This is a genomic window from Sporosarcina sp. P2 (assembly GCF_002743255.1).
In the GTDB taxonomy this organism is placed as follows: domain Bacteria; phylum Bacillota; class Bacilli; order Bacillales_A; family Planococcaceae; genus Sporosarcina.
Genome location: NZ_PDYY01000004.1, coordinates 193,373 through 212,917 on the forward strand (window position 1 = coordinate 193,373; position 19,545 = coordinate 212,917).

Here is a 19,545-nt window from a genome sequence, read left to right on the forward strand (position 1 = left end):
TTCAACGATAGTTCACTAATCTTCCTCCTTTTATTCAATGTTTCATAAGCATAAAAACTATATCCATGCATGTTCGAAGGCCTATCTGACTAGCAGCACCCTTTCATATGAATAAAAGAACACAAAAATAACTGACTGTTTTATTTGTATTTTTATTAACCTATACAAATGACAGGCTTTGGCTGAGGAGTGTGTGAAATGAATACGATTTTGTTTGTGGAAACCACGAAGAGTGGTTCGAGCAGGGAAGCTATAAAGGCGGCAGAAAGGTTAGGCTATGCCACGGTGTTGTTAACCGAGAATGCGAGATTTATCGAGCAAAGAGAGGAGTTTCCGGAAGTAACACAAATGATTCATATTGATCGCATAACGGAAGCAACGATCCGTGAACATATTTATGCAATACAGAAGTTGGGTTTGAAGCTGAAAGGAATTTTTAGTTTCGTGGATCCATTTGTATCGATGACCGCGCATCTCGCAAATGAATTTTGCCTTGCAGGAATTTCTGCTGATGCCTATTTGAAAATGGAGGATAAAGTGTTAACTAGAACTGCATTGGCTAAAAACGCAGCGACACCGAAATTTATGATTTTTGAGCCGTCGTTAGATTTGAAGAAGTTCATCAGCGAGCAAGAGACATTTCCCCTTATTATCAAATCGCCACTGTCAAAGGCGTCAAGAGATGTGTACCTCGTAGAAGATCGAAAAGAAATGACACGTGTTATGAAAAGTATGTTGAAAAACTATCCATCTCAGCAGATTGTCATTGAAGAGTATCTGGACGGCCCGCAGTATTTGGTTGAACTTGTGGTAGTGGAAGGAGAGCTCCATCTAGTTGCGGTCATTAAACAGGATATTCAAAAAGATTTGAAGTTCATCATTACCGGTTATGATATTCAACTTTCACTAGAGAGTAAACTATATGCCAAGCTTGTTAACGCAGTGGAATCGATTTGCAACGACCTCGGGGCAAAAAATGTCGCCTGTCATCTCGAGTTACGATATGTCAGAGATACCTGGAAGTTGATTGAGTTGAATCCACGAATATCGGGTGGCGCCATGAATCGCATGATCGAAGAGGCCTTTGGTATTAATTTGATGGAAGAGACGTTGAAGCTCTTTATGGGTGAAGAAATCAATTTGAAAAGAAGACACGAACATCATATCTATACGCATTATATTACCGTGAACACGTATGGCACACTGTTGAAAGTGACAGGGAAAAATTATGCAATGAAGCGTGAAGGCGTGCGGGAAGTCTACGTGAAACCACGTAAAGGTACATTCATGACACCGCCCATTTCAATGGGGAGTCGGTATGGCTATGTCATAGCTTCCGGCGACACCGCATCAAAAGCGAAACGAAACGCTATGCATGCTGCGAAGAATATTAAGTTTTATATAGAATCTAACGAGGAGTGAGAGCAGATGATTACAGTGGGGATGTTGCATTCAAGGAAACACCCGAGCAGAGTAGATAAAGCTTTTGCCTGGGCAGCTGTCTCTAAAATGGAAGGAGTGAATTTTTACTACTTTTCGCCACAAGGCGTTAATTTTAAAACGAAGGTAATCTCAGGTTATGTATATGAAAAAGGCGAGTGGATAGAACGAGACATGAAGTTTCCCGATGTCATTTACAATGCATGCGGGATGAAGACCGATGAGGACATTGAAGTCTATACTAAATTAAGTAAGATTGTTCCTTTCACTTCACACTCAGTCGGCAATAAAATGAGTGTCTATAGAAGGATCAGTAAAATGCCCGAATTTGCGGATTATTTGATCCCGTCGATACGGATCGATAAACCTGAAGATGTGTTGGATGCTATGAAGAAATATAAAAAAGTGATTATGAAACCAGTATCCGGCAGTCAAGGAAGGGGGATTTGGTTCATCGAGCAAGATGGAGAGCATTACCATAAGATAGTTGATACAGAGAAGACAACCACAAATCGAAAACAACTTATTTCCGAACTTCAAGATTTAATCAGTGGGCAAGATTATTTGGTCCAGCCGTATATATCCTGCCGAACTAAAGACGGGAATCCATATGATTTCAGACTACATGTTCAAAAAGACGGGGAAGGGAAATGGATGATTTCGATTATTTATCCTCGGATCGGTACAATGGACAGAGTGACTAGCAATCTTTCTCGTGGTGGCAGTATGGGGATGCTTAGATCGTTTTTAGAAAGAGAATTTGGCGATGAACGAAAAAATATGAGACAGACTTTAGAGAAATTTGCTGATCGCTTTACCAATGAATTCGAAAGTACTTTCGATATAGAATTTGATGAGCTTGGAATTGATATAGGTGTCGATGAAAATAATAAGCTTTGGATATTCGAAGTGAATTGGAGACCAGGAAATGAGGAACTGGCATTTAATATAGCAAAGAATCTGGTTCCTTATGCTGTATATGTTGCCAATCAACATAAATCGACCTGATGTGTATTCCAAGCACTATCCATTAATGTCTGTCCGTGCCTAACCTTTCTTAGGGCTCTGTCATATATATAGTAGAACCGTATACTATGAAGGGATGGAAGAAAAACGATGACTACCCCTAGTGCAATTTGTGTTGCGATGAAGAGATTACTGGAAGAACAAGAGTTGATTGCTACATTCAGTCAAGGATTTCAATATGTCTGTTCGTTTCCTGTCTATGATACGATCCCCTTTACACTTCATGACTGCGAATTACAAACACCATTCAGCGCTCATTATAAATGTATAAAGACCCCTTATTTCAGATTGGAAAAATTCGATATAGATACATGCTGTGCAACCTTAACTTTACTGGAGCCAGTCGATATGGAAGGCAACCCAGTAGACATTTGCGAAGAATTTTACTCCCTCAGGAAGACGAAAAGCTGTATTATAGTCAATATCAATTGTTTTTGTACCATCACACCACTTCCCCCTAAGCTAGTCGATAAAAAATTACCTACTATTGAACCGAAAAAATAAATACAAACCAACAGGTGAACTTATATGCACAATACAATTAGAAAACAAATTTTTGAACAAATAGATACGGACTATCAGAAGTTTTCATCCGCACTCATACCGACGAACGAAAATATTCTTGGCGTGCGAATGCCGGCACTACGTAAACTTGCAAAAGGCATTGCAAAAGATGATTGGCGGACGTATCTACAGACAGCGAATGATGAGTATTTTGAAGAAGTGATGTTACAAGGTTTAGTAATTGGTTACGTAAAAGCGGACATTGAAGAGCTTTTGACGTACGTAGAGAAATTTGTTCCGAAAATAGATAACTGGTCCGTTTGCGACAGTTTTTGTTCAGGATTGAAAATGACCAAACAACATAAGGAACGTGTTTGGTCATTCCTCCAACCGTATGTAGTTTCGGAGAACGAATATGAACTTCGCTTCGGAATTGTCATGTTGCTCGTTTATTATATTGAGTCCGACTATATCGACAGAGTACTTGGTTTGCTAAATCATGTGCAACATGAAGGATATTACGTCAAAATGGCGGTGGCTTGGGCGTTGTCTAGTTGTTTTGTAAAGTTGCCTGACCCCACACTGGATTATTTGGCTGGGGGAAATTCATTGGATGTATTTACGTATAATAAAGCGTTACAGAAAATTACCGAGTTGACGCGTGTGGATCAAGAGACGAAGCAAGTACTTCGCAGTATGAAAAGGCGCTGACAAAAACCTAGTCTTGTGACTAGGTTTTTGGTTGTGAATACGGCTTTTCAAAAAGCCGTTATTCAGATCGTAAAGTAGTGGGGGCGATAAAAAATAAGAGAAACCTGACAAATAGTCAGGCTTCTCTTAAAATTATTTTGAAAGCAATATTTCAATTCACATACATCTGAATGAATCGATTTTTTGCAAATCTAACCCATAATATTCCCAGCGGTACCGTCGTGGATCCCATCGATACCCAGCAATTGAAGTTCTGCCAACGAATGTCGGGTAGTACCAGAATCCTTTGTTTCGCGAAGTCCATACATACGTATAACGGTACAAGCAGCCTGCTATGCCGCCCGGATCCACTGCGCGTAGATGAGCGTCCGGATAGCTCGGTATTTGATTTGGAGGAGCGGAAGTCGGTGCACTTTGCTGTGGATGACCTCCTGGCTGTCCATGGTGATGAGGGTCTTGGTGATGACCGTGGTTGTCATGCTGTTGATGATGTCCTGGATATCCTTGCTGACCAGGATACCCTGAGTGCCCTGGATAAGTGGGTTGATGAGGATAACTTGGATAACCGGGTTGATGTTGCGGTGGATACCCCGAGTGTCCTGGATAACCAGGTGGCCATTGCGGATTTTGTTGATTTGGTGGTGGATATCCTGGATAACCACCTGGCCACCCCTGCTGTTGTTGACCATATTGCGGGTGATACTGTTGGCGGTGTGCTTCATTCTGCTGACTTGGATATCCGTCAGGCAGCTTCGGATACCACATGCCTTCATCCTGCTGATTCAAACGATCACTCCTTCATTTAGACTACTTTCACACACAACGAAACTGCTCAATACGTTGCAAATCAATGCCTATATACTCCCAGCGGAATCTGCGTGAATTCCACTGAAACCCTGCAACGGATTGTCGACCGACAAATGTCGGATAAAACCAGAATCCATTACGTCGAGAAGTCCATACATACGTGAAGCGATACAAACAACCTGCGATGGCACCTGGGTCTACCGCGAACATCTGAAATTCTGGATAGCTCGGTATTTGACTCGGTGGCGGGGAAGTAGGAGCAACCGCCTGACCGCCTTGATTTGGCGATCCCGGATTCCCTGGCCGACCTGGTTGCTGTCCAGGGAAATTCGGTTGCTGTGGAAAGCTCGGTGATCCAGGGAAGCCGGGCATACTTGGAAACCATTGCATACCTGGGAACCAAGGTTGCCATGAAGAATACGATTGTGCTGTGGAGAAGCCTTGCGGGTCAGCACCTTGCCAATATGGATTTGTATATTGCGGATACCCCATAAATTCATCTTGTGGATTCAACTTTTTACGCCTCCTTTTCTATTCGTTTTATCATATGCAGTCTGTTGGTTATTTGACCTTATTATCTCTTCGTTCGACAGCTGTGCTAAACTAAAGACAAAGGAAGTGGAATAGAATGAATGAAAATAAACCGCATATTTTAGTAGTGGATGGAATGGCATTGTTATTCCGTTCATTTTTTGCGACGGCACATAGCGGACAGTTTTTCCGAAATGCATCGGATGTACCGACGAATGGTGTACAAGGATTTGCTAGACATACGATGAGTGCCATTTCGATTTTCCAACCGACACATTTGGCGGTGTGTTGGGATATGGGATCCAAAACATTCCGTAATGAATTATTCGCAGACTATAAAGCGCATCGCCCTGCACCTGCACCGGAATTAATTCCCCAGTTCGATATGGCACGGGAAGTATCGGAAACACTAGGATGGAAGAGTTACGGAATTAAGAATATGGAAGCGGATGATTTGATTGGTTCGTTAATTGAAACGTGGAAAGACGAAGCGAAATTGACAGTGGTGTCGGGAGATAAAGATCTACTTCAGTTACTACAGCCCGATGTGTCAATTGCGCTAACGAAAAAAGGCTTCACGCAGTATGATGAATACACGGAAGCTCGTTTTATAGAAGAGTATGGAATTACTCCAAAGCAATTTATTGATATGAAAGCATTCACTGGGGATTCTAGTGACGGCTACCCTGGGGTGAAGGGGATTGGGCCGAAGACGGCGTTGAAGCTCATACAGGAGTATGGTTCGGTTGATGGTGTGCTCGCGGCGAGAGAAAAATTAACAGCCGGTGTACAGAAGAAGCTGAATGCAGAAGAAGAAATGCTCATGATTTCGAAGGAGCTCGCAACGATTCATTGTGAAATCAAACTCGAAGATCCTTTAGAAGAATTGATCATTCCCGAGTTCACTGCAGAAACAGCTAACGTGATGGAAGAACTAGGATATTCCATGATCGCTAAACAAGGATTGCCTGTTTCACCGTTTTAACGGTTCGATCTTAACAAACGTCAAAATCTTTTTATTCGGTTCATAGGGGATGGAACGTACACGGCTCGCGCGATTTCTGCCGCCGTGGTCATGAACGAGTACATGCAGTTGATTTTCTACATATTCATATCCGACCATCACGACCCAATGATAATCAAATGAAAAACGACCGCGCCATTTGAACTTGAACCACTTATCAAATTTTACCGCAACGGGACGGTCTGCATCAATCTGCTCAATCGCCTGCTGCACATGACAAACTTTCACATGCCATTGCGAGCCAAGCATTCGGTTCAGCCTACGAACAAAGCGCCAAGTAGGCAAACCAATCTTCGTACTACCTAATGTTCGATACAACTCATTAATAGAAGGAATCGGTTCAGACGGAAAGAAGTGGCGTAACAAAACATACGCTGTAACAGGTCCGCAAGCCGACGGACGGTAGCTTGGTTCAATGTCGTTGTCATATTGGGATTTGCCTTTTACTTCTATGTAGTTGGACATGAAGAGCGTCTCCTTTCTAGGGAAAGTTGTTGTGTGTGAAGGGGGATTGATGTGTGGGCGCTCATAGTTGTTGCTTAAGCGCTCTATCAATCCAGTTATGCGCTCAATGCAGCAGGCTAAGCGCTCATACAAGTTGCGTACCCGCTCAATGCAGCGAAGCAACCGCCCATACATGTTATACAACCGCTCTATAAAGCAAATGCTGAGAACCTATTGGCTCTCAGCATTTTCACCTATCAACTTCAAATCTTCACTTCGTCTAAAAACTCCGTAACTTGTTCAGGTGACTTCGCAAACGCACTATGTAGATGTGCATGCTTCTCGCCATTTTGGAAGACTAACAAACTTGGGATTCCCATTACTTCATACTTTTCAGCAATTTCAGGAATAACGTCGCGATCCGCTTCATACCATGTGTATGTATCGTATTTTTCAACGATTGGATCAATGAACATATCCATACGCTTACAGTCTGGGCACCAGTCTGCTTCAAACTTCACAAGTACTGGTTGGTCACTCGCAATGATTTCTTCAAACTCCGTAGCTGTTTTAATTTCTTTCATCAAAATCGCCTCCATTCAGTAAATAGTGTACAATGAATAGAGATGGTTTGGTATTAAATTGCTTATTTTAAAAAGTCTGATTAAATACAAAATAAATATTGCGAAATAGTTTCAAATGATTTATACTAGCAATTATAGGCAACGCGTATTTTTTTTACATGATAAATGAATGAGTGTTCATTCAAGAAACATAAGAGGAGGATTGCACGTGACTTATCAAATTAGAAAAGCGGCAGTTTTAGGATCTGGAGTTATGGGTTCTGGTATCGCAGCACACTTGGCGAATATAGGCATTCCCGTACTATTACTAGATATCGTACCACCGAAATTAGGTGCTGATGACGAAGCAAAAGGCTTAACGTATGATAATCCGCAATTCCGCAATAAGTTTGCGGCTACAGCTTTGGAGAAGTTACAAAAACAAAAACCAGCTCCTTTAACAACGAAGAATAGCTTGTCATTACTTACACCAGGAAACTTCGAGGACCATTTAGATCAATTAAAAGACGTAGATTGGATTATTGAAGTCGTTGTAGAAAACTTGGATATTAAAAAAAGTTTATATGAAAAGATTGAAAATGTGCGAAAGCCAGGCACCATTATTTCATCCAATACATCGGGGATCAGTATTGAAGCGATGACGGAAGGACGTTCGGAAGATTTCCAGAAACACTTCCTAGGAACACACTTCTTCAATCCTCCAAGATACTTAAAATTACTTGAGATTATTCCTACCCAAGCGACATCGCCTGAAGTTGTAGAGTTCATGACGGTGTTCGGTGAGGATCGTTTAGGTAAGGGAGTCGTAATTGCGAAGGATACTCCAAACTTTATCGCTAACCGAATTGGTACGTATGGTTTACAAGTGACAGTGCATGAAATGCTTGAACGCGGTTATACAATCGGAGAAATCGATTCGATTACAGGTACATTGATCGGCCGTCAGACATCTGCCACATTCCGTACATTAGATGTTGTGGGATTGGATACGTATATGCACGTTGCGAAAAACGTCTACGATCAAACAACGGGTGAAGAGCAAAAAATATTTGAACTACCTGATGTCGTAACGAAAATGATCGATAATGGCTGGATCGGCGCAAAAGCCAAACAAGGCTTCTATGTGAAAAAAGGCCGAGACATTATGGAATTGGATATGAAGACATTTGAATATATTCCTACACAGAAAATGAAAGCGCCTTCAATAGAAATGGCGAAACAGCAAAAAGGACTAGCTAATAAAGTGAAGACGTTACTGTATGCAAAAGATCGTGCAGGCGAGATTTTGTGGAATACGTTAACACCGACGATGCTATATGCTGCACAACTTCACGGTGAAATTGCAGATGATATCGTTTCGATCGACAACGCAATGAAATGGGGCTTCGGCTGGACACAAGGGCCGTTTGAAATTTGGGACGCGATCGGCGTGAAGAAGTCTGTTGACATGCTGAAAGAAGAAGGCAAAGAAATTCCTGAACTCGTTCAGTCATTGCTCGATAAAGGCTATGAAACTTTTTATAGAGAAGAAGATGGCGATACGTACTACTTCGACGGCACGGACTATCAGATGGTGCAAGTGAATGAGAAAGCTATTAACTTGAAGCAGTATAAGAAAAAGCACGGAGTCATCAAGAAAAATTCTGGCGCAAGCTTGATCGACCTTGGAGACGGCATCGCATTACTTGAATTCCATTCACCATCGAATGCGATTGGCTTGGACATTATTCAGATGATCAACTTCGCAGTAGACGAAGTGGAGCGGAATTTCAAAGGGCTTGTAATCGGCAATCAAGGGAAAAACTTCTGTGTCGGTGCAAACCTTGGCATGATTTTAATGGAAGCACAAGATGATAATATCTTTGAACTCGACTTTGTCATCCGTTCATTCCAGAATGCGATGTTGAAGATCAAATATAGCGGGAAGCCGGTTGTTGCGGCGCCATTCCAAATGACGCTAGGTGGCGGGGCAGAAGTTTGTCTCCCGGCTGCACATATTCAGGCATCTATGGAAACGTATATAGGACTAGTTGAAGTAGGGGTAGGCCTGATTCCAGGAGGTGGCGGAAACGTCAACTTGTATCAGAAGCACTTAAAAGGTTTACCGAACGGTGTCCCTATTGATTATCAATATATTGCGAATAAAGTATTTGAATCCATTGCGATGGCGAAAACGTCGACCTCTGCTGAAGAGGCAAGAGAGAACAACTTCCTCGACTTTGCAGACGGCATAAGTGTCAATCCGGATCATCTGATCTACGATGCGAAGCAAGCGGCTTTGTCATTATTCGAAGCAGGCTATGTAGCGCCGAAGAGAGCGAAAGTTCCTGTAACAGGTGATTCTGGCTATGCGACACTATTACTGGCAGCTGAAGGGATGTTCATTTCTGGATTCATTAGCGAACATGATTTAAAGATTGCGAAGAAACTTGCATACGTACTGTCAGGCGGGAAAATTCCATATGGTACACGTGTCGATGAGCAGTACTTACTTGATTTAGAACGCGAAGCATTTTTAAGTTTAGTGGCAGAACCGAAATCACAGCAGCGTATGCAGCATATGCTGGTCAAGGGGAAACCGTTACGTAACTGATGAGGATAGCTAAAGGAGGAAACAGAATGCGCGAAGCAGTAATTGTAGCCGGTGCTCGAACACCGATTGGAAAAGCAGGAAAAGGTTCGTTGGCAACTGTCCGTCCGGATGATCTGGGGGCGTTGACTATAAAGGAAACATTGAAGCGTGCAGGGAATTATGATGGACCAATTGACGATTTAATCATCGGTTGTGCGATGCCAGAAGCGGAGCAAGGAATGAATGTCGCGCGTAATATCGGTGCGTTGGCAGGTTTACCCGACACGACACCAGCTGTAACAGTCAACCGTTTTTGTTCATCCGGTTTGCAGTCAATCGCGTATGCGGCAGAACGCATCATGCTGGGTCACTCCGAAGCAGTGTTAGCAGGTGGCGTTGAATCGATGAGCATGGTCCCAATGATGGGCAATACGATTCGTCCGAACTATAAACTGGCGGAAGACGCACCGGAATACTACATGGGGATGGGACATACAGCGGAGCAAGTGGCGCAGAAATACGGTATCTCCCGTGAAGATCAGGATGCGTTCGCAGTTGAATCACATAAACGTACGGAAGCCGCAATCAGAGAAGATAAATTTGTCGATGAAATTGTACCCGTTGAAGTAACGAAGCGTTTTGTCGATGCAGACGGCAAGTATCAGGAAAAAACCATTTTATTCGAAATGGATGAAGGTGTACGTCCAGGGACAACGACTGAAATACTTGGGAAATTACGTCCGGCATTCGCAGCGCAAGGTTCCGTAACAGCAGGTAACGCGTCACAAACTTCTGACGGGGCAGGAATGGTTTTATTAATGGATAGAGAAGTGGCTGAAGGGCGTGGACTACAGCCGTTAGCAAAATTTCTTTCATTCGCAGTAGGCGGCGTTCCACCAGAAGTGATGGGGATCGGACCGATAGTAGCCGTGCCGAAAGCGTTGAAACTAGCCGGTCTATCTATTGAAGACATCGACCTTTTCGAGCTCAATGAAGCGTTCGCATCCCAGTCAATCGCTGTGATTCGCGAACTTGGATTGGATATGGATAAAGTGAACGTCAATGGTGGAGCGATTTCATCAGGTCACCCATTAGGTGCAACAGGAACGATTTTGACTTTGAAATTAATTAATGAATTGAAACGCCAAGGCAAAAAGTACGGTGTCGTCACGATGTGTATCGGTGGCGGAATGGGAGCAGCTGGAGTATTCGAAGTTCTATAAAAAACAGACAAACAAATAGGGGGAAATTACATGACTAAAGCTATGGAGGGAACTACTATGACTGAATTCGTAAAAGGTGGAGCATTTTTAACTGAGGACATGGACGCTAGTCGCGTTTTCACACCGGAGGATTTTACAGATGAGCAAAAGATGATCGCCAAAACAACGGAAGAGTACGTAAAAAACGACGTCATGCCGTTAATTGAAAAGCTAGAGAACCATGAGTTTGAAAACTCCGTAACATTGCTGAAGAAAGCTGGAGATCTAGGACTTCTAGCTGCGGATATTCCAGAAGAGTATGAAGGTCTTGCGTTGGACAAGATTTCATCCGCATTGATCGCGGAGAGGCTATCCGTAGCAGGCGGCTTTTCGATTACCCACGGTGCACACGTAGGAATCGGTACTTTGCCGATCGTGTTATTCGGTAACCATGAACAAAAAATGAAATACTTGCCGAACTCTGCAAGTGGAGCGAAAATTTCGGCTTATGCATTGACAGAGCCGAGCTCAGGGTCAGACGCACTAGGCGCGAAGACCACTGCTAAATTAAACGCTGCGGGTACACACTATGTACTAAACGGTGAAAAACAGTGGATCACGAACTCTGCATTTGCCGATGTCTTCGTAGTATACGCAAAAGTAGATGGCGACAAATTCACAGCATTTATTGTGGAAAGAGAGTACCCAGGCGTTTCCGTAGGACCAGAAGAGAAGAAAATGGGGATCAAATCCTCTTCTACACGTACATTGATCTTAGAGGACGCGGAAGTACCTGTTGAAAACTTATTAGGGGAAATTGGTCGCGGTCACGTCATCGCGTTCAACATTTTGAACATTGGCCGTTACAAGCTTGGAGTAGGTACAATTGGCGGATCCAAACGTGCACTTGAATTGGCTATCAAATATGCTAACCAGCGTAAACAATTCGACACACCGATTTCTTCATTCAACTTAACGAAGGAAAAGTTCGGTACGATGGCTTCTAAGTTGTACGCAACAGAAAGTTTGATCTATCGTACGGTTGGGTACTTCGAAGAGCGGAACGCGGCGATGACCCCTGAAGAGCAAAAGGACGGCGCAAAAGTGGCGGCTTCGATTGCTGAATACGCAATTGAATGTTCTATTAACAAAGTAGTAGGTTCAGAAGTTTTGGATTATATATCTGATGAGGCAGTACAAATTCACGGCGGGTACGGTTTCATGGCAGAGTATGAAGTAGAGCGCATCTACCGTGACTCCCGTATTAACCGTATCTTCGAAGGAACGAATGAAATCAACCGTATGATCGTTCCAGGCACGTTCTTGAAGAAAGCAATGAAAGGCGAATTGCCATTGCTTCAACAAGCACAAGCATTGCAAGAAGAGTTGTTAATGCTGATGCCGGAAGAAGTGGGAGACGAAGCGTTGGCTCAAGAGAAAATGCTTGTGAAGAATGCGAAGAAGATCGGTATCTTGGTTGCGGGAATTGCAGCACAACGTTACGGTGCGAAGCTCGATCAGGAGCAAGAGATTCTTGTGAACATCGCAGATATTGCGAATGATTTATTCGGTATGGAGTCTGCAGTGCTTCGTACGGAGAAGGCCATCAACAAGAATGGTGAAGAGAAAGAGAAGCAAAAGCTTCTATATACACAGATTTTCTGTCAGGAAGCGTTCGGACGTATCGAAGCAGCAGCGAAAGAGACGTTGCTGGCAGCGGTCGACGGCGACAACCAGCGTATGATGATTTCGGCTTTGCGCAAGTTAACTCGTAATAATCCGTACAATATCATTGCGAAGAAGCGTGAAGTGGCAGAGAAGTTGATCGAAGCAGAGAAGTATATCGTTTGAGTATAGTTTAGACAGAACGCCTCCTATGTGGGGCGTTTTTTGGTTTGGTTGGTATTTGTTTAAGTTCAAGTTCAGTGAGTGAAGAGTGATGTCATGGGATTTCCACTGCAGCTGGGGGACGCTTTCCCGAGGGCCCGCGGTGAGCCAACTGTTCGCTTCGCTCTCTTAGTTGTCTCACCTGATCGGGCTGATCCTCCGGGAGTCGCCCCCAGCTTCCGTTACAATCCTTACGTTGAAAGTGGACAGACTTAGATCACTTACTGTCGTTTGTATGTGAAGTATTATTATGTCTTTACTTATTTAAATTCAAATGTTGAAATTAAAGTTCAAAATTGTTTACAACCCTAACTTCGATGCGCAATAAAGAGTATCACCCGCACACATTGCAAGGGATTGGAGCGGCAGGCGGCGACTCGGGGAGGATCAGTGGGACAGGTGAAACACCCAGCGAGCGAAGCGAAGGGGTGTGGTTCACCGCCCACCCTCCCGAACGCATCCGCCTAGAGCGCAAATCCCTACCCCTATCCTCATGCAAGCTTCTCCCTGCACTTAGCTAGTACCCAACCCCCTTTATTTGCTATACTGAAAAAAAGGAAGGATTGATTATTATGACTATAACATACTACGGCTATCCAAAATGTACCACGTGCCGCAAAGCGAAGAAATGGCTTACGGACGAGGGGATTTCATTCGATGAAAAGAACATCGCTGAACAACCTCCAAGCGAAGACGAATTGCGCAACATGATCGCGAATTCCGGACTTGAAATGAAAAAGTTCTTCAACACGAGCGGCATGAAATATCGTGAGCTCAATTTGAAAGATAAACTGCCAACTATGACGGATGATGAAAAGATCGCGCTCCTCGCTTCAGACGGAATGCTCATCAAACGCCCAATCGTTTCCGACGCCCAAAAAGTGACTGTTGGATTTAATGAAACCACGTTCACGGAAACATGGAAGAAGTGATCTAGGTTCTTGTCTTTACAGGGGAACTATGGCAAACTAAAGGAAGTTAAACTATTATATTTTTGGAGGTAACGACATGAGCACACCAAAAGATTTGCGTTATTCAGAAGAGCATGAGTGGGTAAAAGAAGAAGACGGTAAATACCGTATCGGCATCACACATTTCGCACAGTCTGAACTAGGGGATATCGTATTTGTTGAATTGCCACAGGTTGGCGATCAATTGAAATCAGACGAGCCTTTCGGAAGCGTTGAATCAGTGAAGACGGTTTCTGAATTGTACGCTCCATTAACTGGTAAAGTTGTAGAAGTGAACGAAAACCTTGAAGATAGCCCTGAATTGGTTAACGAATCTCCATATGAAGACGCATGGATGGTAGTAGTTGAAATCGATAACAAAGCTGAACTGGATGAGTTAATGACAGCTGAGCAGTACGAAGAAATGACAGCTGAATAATATTCCAAAAGAAAAAGCGCTGGAACGTCTCAGCGCTTTTTTACACGCTAGGAGGAAACAGGATGGACCCGAAAGTTCTCATTGTAGAAGGCGGTTCGGATCGTAAGCGGCTAGTACCGATCCTTGCAGAGCCTGTAGAGATTCTTTGTACGAATGGCACGATCAGTGCGTATCATATTGAAGAACTGCTTGAACCGTACGAGCAGCAAGATCTGTTCGTCTTTATGGATGCGGACGCCTCCGGTGAGTCCATTCGTAAGCTGTTCAAACAACTGTATCCAGAAGCGAGACATTTATACACGGATCGTCTCTACCGTCAAGTGGAAACGACTCCCGTTAAGCTATTGGCAAGCATTTTAGCTGCTGCTAATTTTAAAGTACATTCCAAGTATTTGGCAGGTGGACAACATGAATCATTGGACAATTGAAGACTGGCAACGCACACAGGCTACAGAGCAAGTAGCCGCTTTTTATTTATATACACCAATGTGTGGAACGTGTGCAGTCGCTTCAAAAATGCTTACGGTGATCGAGACAATGCGCCCGCAACTACCGATTGGAAAGGCAGACTTGAATTATGTCCAGGAAATCGCAACTGAATATGAGGTGGAAAGTGTTCCTTGTTTACTCATTCAGCGAAAAGGACAGCCTGTAGAAAAGATTTACGCCTTTCAATCCGTCCCGTATCTACTAGAGAAGCTCAGTTGACAATTGAAATAAAAGTATGGTATAAGTAGTTAATCAATTGAATACGTAACTCTTATAAAGAGAGGCGGAGGGAAGTGCCCTATGAAGCCCGGCAACCGTCACATATGTGAAATGGTGCCAAATCACTCAAAGTGTAATGCTTTGATAGATGAGAGAAATGGTAACGTACATAACTACATACGTTCGGCCTTTCTGCTTATCTGCAGGAAGGCTTTTTTAAACTAAAGCTTCAGATGCCGTTTAGCTCCGACAGGCGTTGGAGAGCTTAAAAGCAAGGCGCTTTTTGCCTTGATCTTAAGATCGAAACGACCCGAGGAGCTGGCATCTGAAGCTAGATGAAACTAAAGTGGAAAGCGCCATGTAGGCTCGACAGGCGTTGGAAGACGTACCACAAAGGCGCTCTTTGCCTTTTTGGTACGTCTGAAACGACCCGAGAGCCTAGTGCTTGTAGTATTCTAAAAAAACAGATTTAAAAGACTTAATAAGGTGGTGCGGAAAATGATTCAACTAACAAACGTTCATAAAAAGTTCCAATTGAACCGTTCAGAAATTGTCGCGGTAGATGACGTGACATTATCCATCAAAGAGGGAGAAATTTTCGGCGTCATCGGGTACAGTGGGGCAGGAAAGAGTACATTAATTCGACTATTGAACGGTCTTGAAACGCCTACGTCCGGCAGTATCATGATTCACGGACAAGAAATGACTTCATTACAAGGTGCTGGCCTTCGGAATGCGCGTCAGAAAATCAGCATGATCTTCCAGCACTTTAACTTACTGTGGTCTAGAACAGTAGAAGAGAATATCATGTTTCCTCTCGAAATTGCTGGCGTAAAGAAATCGGCACGTAAGCAAAAAGTGAAGGAATTGATCGATCTCGTTGGATTGACAGGTCGAGAACAGGCGTATCCATCGCAATTATCAGGTGGTCAGAAGCAACGTGTCGGCATTGCGCGCGCACTTGCAAATGATCCTGAAGTCTTACTCTGTGATGAAGCGACGTCCGCACTAGATCCAGAGACGACGAATGCGATTCTTGATTTACTAACAGATATTAATGAGCGTCTTGGACTAACGATTGTGTTGATTACGCATGAAATGCACGTCATCCGGAAGATCTGTCATCGCGTGGCGGTCATGGAAGCGGGGAAAGTCGTGGAAATGGGCAATGTACTAGATGTCTTCCAATCCCCACAAGCGGATATTACAAAGCGTTTCATTTCACAAGTAACCGATACCGGCGATACGGACGCAGCGATGGCACATTTACAGCAAGAGTCGCCTCATGGCAAGTTGATCAAGCTAGCTTTCATTGGCGAACGTACTGAGCAGCCGGTGCTTGCTGAATTAATCCGCAAATTCCCAATTGATGTCAACATCGTGCAAGGAAATATTTCGACAACACGTGACGGCGCATACGGCACACTCGTCTTGCAACTAGTAGGGGACGTGGCGGTTATAGAGGAAGCAATTGCTTTCCTGGATGCCAATGAAGTGAAGACGGAGGTGCTGATCCATGATTGAGCAATGGTTCCCAAACGTGAATTGGGATAAAATGTGGGAAGCAACAGGTGAGACGCTTTATATGTCGGCTTACTCCACGTTCTTTACATTTGTCTTAGGTATCGCACTTGGTTTGTTGTTGTTTTTAACAAGTCCAGGGCAGTTATGGGCGAATAAAATCACCAATGTCTTTACAGGCGCCTTCGTGAATATATTCCGGTCGATTCCGTTTATCATTTTGATTATTTTATTAATTCCATTTACAAAATTATTATTCGACAGTATGCGTGGACCGAATGCCGCATTACCCGCATTAATTATCGGTGCCGCTCCATTTTATGGCCGTATGGTATTGATTGCATTGCAGGAAATCGATAAAGGGGTTATCGAAGCAGCGCGTTCCATGGGGGCTAAAACGTCCACAATCATTTTCAAAGTTTTGTTACCAGAATCCATGCCAGCACTAGTCTCCGGAATTACGGTAACTTCGATTGCGCTCGTCGGATATACCGCGATGGCAGGTGTGATCGGTGCAGGCGGACTAGGTACGCTCGCGTATTTGGAAGGGTTCCAGCGGAGTCGGGAAGATGTCACGTTAATGGCAACGATTCTAGTATTGATTATCGTATTTATCATTCAATTTATTGGTGATTTCATTACAAAACGTTTGGACAAGCGATAATAGGATTTTCAGGGAAACCTGTTAACCATAGAAATATTCTATAATAGAAAGGGAGAAATGTGGATATGAAGAAATTTTTATTCGGTCTATTCGCAGCAGTACTAGTGCTTGCATTGGCTGCTTGCGGATCGAAAGACGAAGGTAGCAAAGATAATGCAGCGCCAGATGTAGATGAAGCAGGGAAAGGCGAGAAAACGTCTTTGGTAGTCGGTGCATCTAACACACCACACGCAATCATTTTGGAAGAAGCTAAGCCATTATTAGCTGAAAAAGGCTATGATTTAACAATCGAGACTTACACAGATTATGTACTGCCAAACAAAGATTTGGACGAAGGTACACTGGATGCGAACTATTTCCAACACATCCCTTATCTTGAGAGCCAAATTGCCGATTTCGGTTATGACTTCGTCAATGCAGGCGCTATTCACATCGAGCCGATCGGTGTATATTCTAAGAAATATAAGTCGTTGGAAGAACTTCCCGACGGAGCGACGATCTTAATCAGTAACTCTGTTGCGGATCACGGTCGAGTACTTTCTATGCTTGAAGAAAAAGGATTGATCAAGCTAGCGGATGACGTGGAAAAAGTAAAAGCTGAAGTAGGCGATATCGTAGAAAATCCAAAGAACTTGGAGTTTGATGCGAACTACGAAGCAGCGTTAATGCCTCAGTTGTATAATAACGATGAAGGCGATGCATTATTAATCAACTCCAACTTCGCTATCGATGCGGGGTTAAATCCAATGGAAGATGCGATCGCATTGGAAGATAAAGAGTCTCCATATGTTAACGTAATTGCTGTGAAGAGCGGCAACGAAGACAGCGATGCTATCAAAGCATTGGTAGAAGTATTGACTTCAGAGCAAATTCAAGATTTCATTTTGAATGAGTGGTCTGGATCAGTTGTTCCTGTAAAATAATACAATGAACGCCGGTAGCTATCGCAGCTGCCGGCTTTTTTAATTGTATGCTTGGTGGGTGTGTTGGAGTGGTTGCTGCATGTTGGCGGAGATTGGCTCAATGTGTGGTCTATCCGCTCTATCTGGCGCGTGACCCGCTTAATGCGCTGGTCTATCCGCTCTATCCCGCGCGAGCCCCGCTCAATGTGCTTTCGTGTTCACACAATCCACCCTATCCAATTTCCAAACTACACCACCAAATCCACTTCCTAACAACCCGCAAGAAAAACATCACATAAATCTAAATAAAATCTTCTTTATTCAATCGACTTGTGATAAAGTTGATTTTGTTTGAGTAATACATATGTGTATTTGAGGAGGACGTATTGTGAAGTTTAAATTAGGGCTCATTTGGCGAATTCTCATCGCCATTGGGCTGGCGATCGGACTGGGTTTAGTATTGCCGTTGATCCATGAAGGATTTGCGCATTGGTTCGTTCGTTTAGCAGCTACTTTTAATATGTTATTCGGTGGATTCTTGAACTTTATCGTTCCGCTGATTATCATTGCGTTTATCGCACCAAGTATTGCAAAACTTGGCGCAGGTTCCGGAAAATTACTTGGCATGTCTGCTGCATTTGCGTATGGATCTACGGTTATTGCGGGATTGCTTGCGTATGTTGTAGCAATAAATATTTTGCCGAACTTTATTCGTCCAGCGACGAAGACGGACGTTGCAGAAGGCGCACGTGAAGCGGGAGTAGCGTTCTTCGAAATGGAAATGGATCCGGTGATGGGGATCATGACTGCTTTGCTATTGGCATTCGTGCTTGGCATTGGAATGGCGGCGATTAATGGGAAGACGATGATGTCGTTCTTCGATGAGTTTAATTTAATTATCGATAAAGTCATATCTGTCGTCATCATTCCATTATTACCTTTCCATATTTTCGGAATTTTCCTGAATATGACGTATACAGGTGAAGTGGCAAATGTACTTTCAGTCTTTGTATTTGTTTTCATCATGATTATTATTCTTCATTTGACCATGCTGACATTCCAGTACACAGTGGCGGGTACGTTAAACAAACGGAATCCGTTCGTGTTAATGAAAACGATGCTGCCAGCGTATTTGACAGCGATCGGAACGCAGTCATCTGCTGCAACGATTCCGGTTACGCTGCGTCAGGCAAAAAAGACGGGTGCTTCGGAGCGTGTAACGGACTTCGCGGTTCCATTATTCGCAACTATCCACTTGTCAGGTAGTACGATTACGATTGTTTCATGTTCGATTGGTGTTATGCTGATGAACGGTTTTGATGTAAGTTTTGGTTCGTATTTACAATTTATCTTTATGTTAGGTGTTACGATGATCGCCGCTCCTGGTGTACCGGGTGGCGCAGTTGTCGCGGCAACTGGACTTCTAACGACTATGCTTGGATTCAGTGATGGCATGGTAGCATTGATGATTGCACTCTATTTAGCGCAAGATAGTTTCGGAACAGCAACGAACGTTACAGGTGACGGCGCGCTTGCGATGATCGTCGACCGTTTCACTAAAAAAGTATAGAGTAGTAGAAAAGTCGGTTACTTGACCGGCTTTTTTTCTTTCTAATTCTTATGTACTAA

At 43.5% G+C, this 19,545-nt stretch carries 20 protein-coding genes and 1 riboswitch; of the genes, 16 read left to right on the top strand and 4 right to left on the bottom strand.

Going from position 1 to position 19,545, the window contains the following annotated elements:
* Nucleotides 1-198 precede the first annotated feature (198 nt).
* The 4 genes from CSV67_RS06395 to CSV67_RS06410 all read left to right on the top strand — a co-directional run bounded on the left by CSV67_RS06395 (nucleotide 199) and on the right by CSV67_RS06410 (nucleotide 3,681).
* Nucleotides 199-1,422: an ATP-grasp domain-containing protein gene (locus CSV67_RS06395; protein WP_099630769.1), complete on the top strand. Its 1,224-nt coding sequence runs from the start codon at nucleotides 199-201 to the stop codon at nucleotides 1,420-1,422.
* A gap of 6 nt (nucleotides 1,423-1,428) precedes the next feature.
* Nucleotides 1,429-2,448, top strand: a complete 1,020-nt coding sequence (locus CSV67_RS06400) for a YheC/YheD family endospore coat-associated protein (protein WP_099630770.1) — start codon at nucleotides 1,429-1,431, stop codon at nucleotides 2,446-2,448.
* 108 nt (nucleotides 2,449-2,556) lie between these two features.
* Nucleotides 2,557-2,970, top strand: coding sequence for a CotY/CotZ family spore coat protein (locus CSV67_RS06405; RefSeq protein ID WP_099630771.1), 414 nt, complete (start codon nucleotides 2,557-2,559; stop codon nucleotides 2,968-2,970).
* A gap of 24 nt (nucleotides 2,971-2,994) precedes the next feature.
* Nucleotides 2,995-3,681 (top strand): DNA alkylation repair protein, encoded by a 687-nt coding sequence (locus CSV67_RS06410; protein WP_099630772.1) that lies wholly within the window; start codon nucleotides 2,995-2,997, stop codon nucleotides 3,679-3,681.
* A gap of 156 nt (nucleotides 3,682-3,837) precedes the next feature.
* Here the strand turns inward: CSV67_RS06410 and CSV67_RS06415 are convergent, their stop codons facing one another.
* Together CSV67_RS06415 and CSV67_RS06420 are read right to left on the bottom strand one after the other, a co-directional pair.
* Nucleotides 3,838-4,467, bottom strand: a complete 630-nt coding sequence (locus CSV67_RS06415) for a hypothetical protein (RefSeq protein ID WP_099630773.1) — start codon at nucleotides 4,465-4,467, stop codon at nucleotides 3,838-3,840.
* Nucleotides 4,468-4,494: 27 nt separating this feature from the next.
* A complete protein-coding gene (locus CSV67_RS06420; RefSeq protein WP_233192569.1) occupies nucleotides 4,495-5,001 on the bottom strand; it encodes a hypothetical protein in 507 nt (168 codons plus the stop codon).
* 115 nt (nucleotides 5,002-5,116) lie between these two features.
* On the opposite strand from CSV67_RS06420, the gene CSV67_RS06425 reads away from it, so the two are divergent.
* Nucleotides 5,117-6,004, top strand: a complete 888-nt coding sequence (locus CSV67_RS06425; RefSeq protein WP_099630774.1) for a 5'-3' exonuclease — start codon at nucleotides 5,117-5,119, stop codon at nucleotides 6,002-6,004.
* Here CSV67_RS06425 and CSV67_RS06430 read toward each other — a convergent pair.
* On the bottom strand, nucleotides 5,993-6,508 hold the full coding sequence (locus CSV67_RS06430) for a C39 family peptidase (protein ID WP_099630775.1): 516 nt from the start codon (nucleotides 6,506-6,508) through the stop codon (nucleotides 5,993-5,995). The genes CSV67_RS06425 and CSV67_RS06430 overlap by 12 nt on opposite strands.
* A 242-nt stretch (nucleotides 6,509-6,750) precedes the next feature.
* On the bottom strand, nucleotides 6,751-7,071 hold the full coding sequence (locus CSV67_RS06435) for a thioredoxin family protein (protein WP_099630776.1): 321 nt from the start codon (nucleotides 7,069-7,071) through the stop codon (nucleotides 6,751-6,753).
* A gap of 208 nt (nucleotides 7,072-7,279) precedes the next feature.
* Here CSV67_RS06435 and CSV67_RS06440 point away from each other — a divergent pair, with 208 nt between their 5' ends.
* The 11 genes from CSV67_RS06440 to CSV67_RS06490 all read left to right on the top strand — a co-directional run bounded on the left by CSV67_RS06440 (nucleotide 7,280) and on the right by CSV67_RS06490 (nucleotide 19,486).
* Nucleotides 7,280-9,664: a 3-hydroxyacyl-CoA dehydrogenase/enoyl-CoA hydratase family protein gene (locus CSV67_RS06440; RefSeq protein WP_099630777.1), complete on the top strand. Its 2,385-nt coding sequence runs from the start codon at nucleotides 7,280-7,282 to the stop codon at nucleotides 9,662-9,664.
* A 26-nt stretch (nucleotides 9,665-9,690) separates the two neighbouring features.
* Entirely contained in the window at nucleotides 9,691-10,866 is a 1,176-nt protein-coding gene (locus CSV67_RS06445) for an acetyl-CoA C-acetyltransferase (RefSeq protein ID WP_099630778.1), read from the top strand.
* Nucleotides 10,867-10,896: 30 nt separating this feature from the next.
* Nucleotides 10,897-12,696 (top strand): acyl-CoA dehydrogenase family protein, encoded by a 1,800-nt coding sequence (locus tag CSV67_RS06450; RefSeq protein ID WP_369803151.1) that lies wholly within the window; start codon nucleotides 10,897-10,899, stop codon nucleotides 12,694-12,696.
* A gap of 608 nt (nucleotides 12,697-13,304) precedes the next feature.
* Nucleotides 13,305-13,664 carry an arsenate reductase family protein gene (locus CSV67_RS06455; protein WP_099630779.1) on the top strand — a complete coding sequence of 120 codons (360 nt, stop codon included), beginning with the start codon at nucleotides 13,305-13,307 and terminating at the stop codon, nucleotides 13,662-13,664.
* Between the two features lie 76 nt (nucleotides 13,665-13,740).
* Entirely contained in the window at nucleotides 13,741-14,121 is a 381-nt protein-coding gene (gene gcvH / locus CSV67_RS06460) for a glycine cleavage system protein GcvH (RefSeq protein WP_085131467.1), read from the top strand.
* A gap of 62 nt (nucleotides 14,122-14,183) precedes the next feature.
* Nucleotides 14,184-14,549 (top strand): toprim domain-containing protein, encoded by a 366-nt coding sequence (locus CSV67_RS06465; protein ID WP_099630780.1) that lies wholly within the window; start codon nucleotides 14,184-14,186, stop codon nucleotides 14,547-14,549.
* Nucleotides 14,530-14,829 (top strand): thioredoxin family protein, encoded by a 300-nt coding sequence (locus CSV67_RS06470; RefSeq protein ID WP_099630781.1) that lies wholly within the window; start codon nucleotides 14,530-14,532, stop codon nucleotides 14,827-14,829. The genes CSV67_RS06465 and CSV67_RS06470 overlap by 20 nt, the downstream gene beginning before the upstream one ends.
* Before the next feature lie 49 nt (nucleotides 14,830-14,878).
* Nucleotides 14,879-14,984, top strand: a riboswitch (SAM riboswitch).
* A 343-nt stretch (nucleotides 14,985-15,327) separates the two neighbouring features.
* On the top strand, nucleotides 15,328-16,353 hold the full coding sequence (locus tag CSV67_RS06475) for a methionine ABC transporter ATP-binding protein (protein WP_099630782.1): 1,026 nt from the start codon (nucleotides 15,328-15,330) through the stop codon (nucleotides 16,351-16,353).
* Complete coding sequence (locus tag CSV67_RS06480) at nucleotides 16,346-17,014, top strand: methionine ABC transporter permease (protein WP_099630783.1); 669 nt, start codon at nucleotides 16,346-16,348, stop codon at nucleotides 17,012-17,014. Before CSV67_RS06475 ends, CSV67_RS06480 begins: the two co-directional genes overlap by 8 nt.
* Before the next feature lie 65 nt (nucleotides 17,015-17,079).
* Nucleotides 17,080-17,937: a MetQ/NlpA family ABC transporter substrate-binding protein gene (locus CSV67_RS06485; protein ID WP_099630784.1), complete on the top strand. Its 858-nt coding sequence runs from the start codon at nucleotides 17,080-17,082 to the stop codon at nucleotides 17,935-17,937.
* Nucleotides 17,938-18,304: 367 nt separating this feature from the next.
* Complete coding sequence (locus tag CSV67_RS06490) at nucleotides 18,305-19,486, top strand: dicarboxylate/amino acid:cation symporter (RefSeq protein ID WP_099630785.1); 1,182 nt, start codon at nucleotides 18,305-18,307, stop codon at nucleotides 19,484-19,486.
* The last annotated feature ends 59 nt before the right edge of the window (nucleotides 19,487-19,545 follow it).

Excerpts from the sequence above, each read along its gene's own strand:
- CSV67_RS06395 (WP_099630769.1), top strand. The coding sequence starts at position 199 with ATGAATACGATTTTGTTTGTGGAAACCACGAAGAGTGGTTCGAGCAGG.
- CSV67_RS06400 (WP_099630770.1), top strand. The coding sequence starts at position 1,429 with ATGATTACAGTGGGGATGTTGCATTCAAGGAAACACCCGAGCAGAGTA.
- CSV67_RS06405 (WP_099630771.1), top strand. The coding sequence starts at position 2,557 with ATGACTACCCCTAGTGCAATTTGTGTTGCGATGAAGAGATTACTGGAA.
- CSV67_RS06410 (WP_099630772.1), top strand. The coding sequence starts at position 2,995 with ATGCACAATACAATTAGAAAACAAATTTTTGAACAAATAGATACGGAC.
- CSV67_RS06425 (WP_099630774.1), top strand. The coding sequence starts at position 5,117 with ATGAATGAAAATAAACCGCATATTTTAGTAGTGGATGGAATGGCATTG.
- CSV67_RS06430 (WP_099630775.1), bottom strand. The coding sequence starts at position 6,508 with ATGTCCAACTACATAGAAGTAAAAGGCAAATCCCAATATGACAACGAC.
- CSV67_RS06435 (WP_099630776.1), bottom strand. The coding sequence starts at position 7,071 with ATGAAAGAAATTAAAACAGCTACGGAGTTTGAAGAAATCATTGCGAGT.
- CSV67_RS06445 (WP_099630778.1), top strand. The coding sequence starts at position 9,691 with ATGCGCGAAGCAGTAATTGTAGCCGGTGCTCGAACACCGATTGGAAAA.
- CSV67_RS06450 (WP_369803151.1), top strand. The coding sequence starts at position 10,897 with ATGACTAAAGCTATGGAGGGAACTACTATGACTGAATTCGTAAAAGGT.
- CSV67_RS06455 (WP_099630779.1), top strand. The coding sequence starts at position 13,305 with ATGACTATAACATACTACGGCTATCCAAAATGTACCACGTGCCGCAAA.
- gcvH (WP_085131467.1), top strand. The coding sequence starts at position 13,741 with ATGAGCACACCAAAAGATTTGCGTTATTCAGAAGAGCATGAGTGGGTA.
- CSV67_RS06465 (WP_099630780.1), top strand. The coding sequence starts at position 14,184 with ATGGACCCGAAAGTTCTCATTGTAGAAGGCGGTTCGGATCGTAAGCGG.
- CSV67_RS06470 (WP_099630781.1), top strand. The coding sequence starts at position 14,530 with ATGAATCATTGGACAATTGAAGACTGGCAACGCACACAGGCTACAGAG.
- CSV67_RS06475 (WP_099630782.1), top strand. The coding sequence starts at position 15,328 with ATGATTCAACTAACAAACGTTCATAAAAAGTTCCAATTGAACCGTTCA.
- CSV67_RS06480 (WP_099630783.1), top strand. The coding sequence starts at position 16,346 with ATGATTGAGCAATGGTTCCCAAACGTGAATTGGGATAAAATGTGGGAA.
- CSV67_RS06485 (WP_099630784.1), top strand. The coding sequence starts at position 17,080 with ATGAAGAAATTTTTATTCGGTCTATTCGCAGCAGTACTAGTGCTTGCA.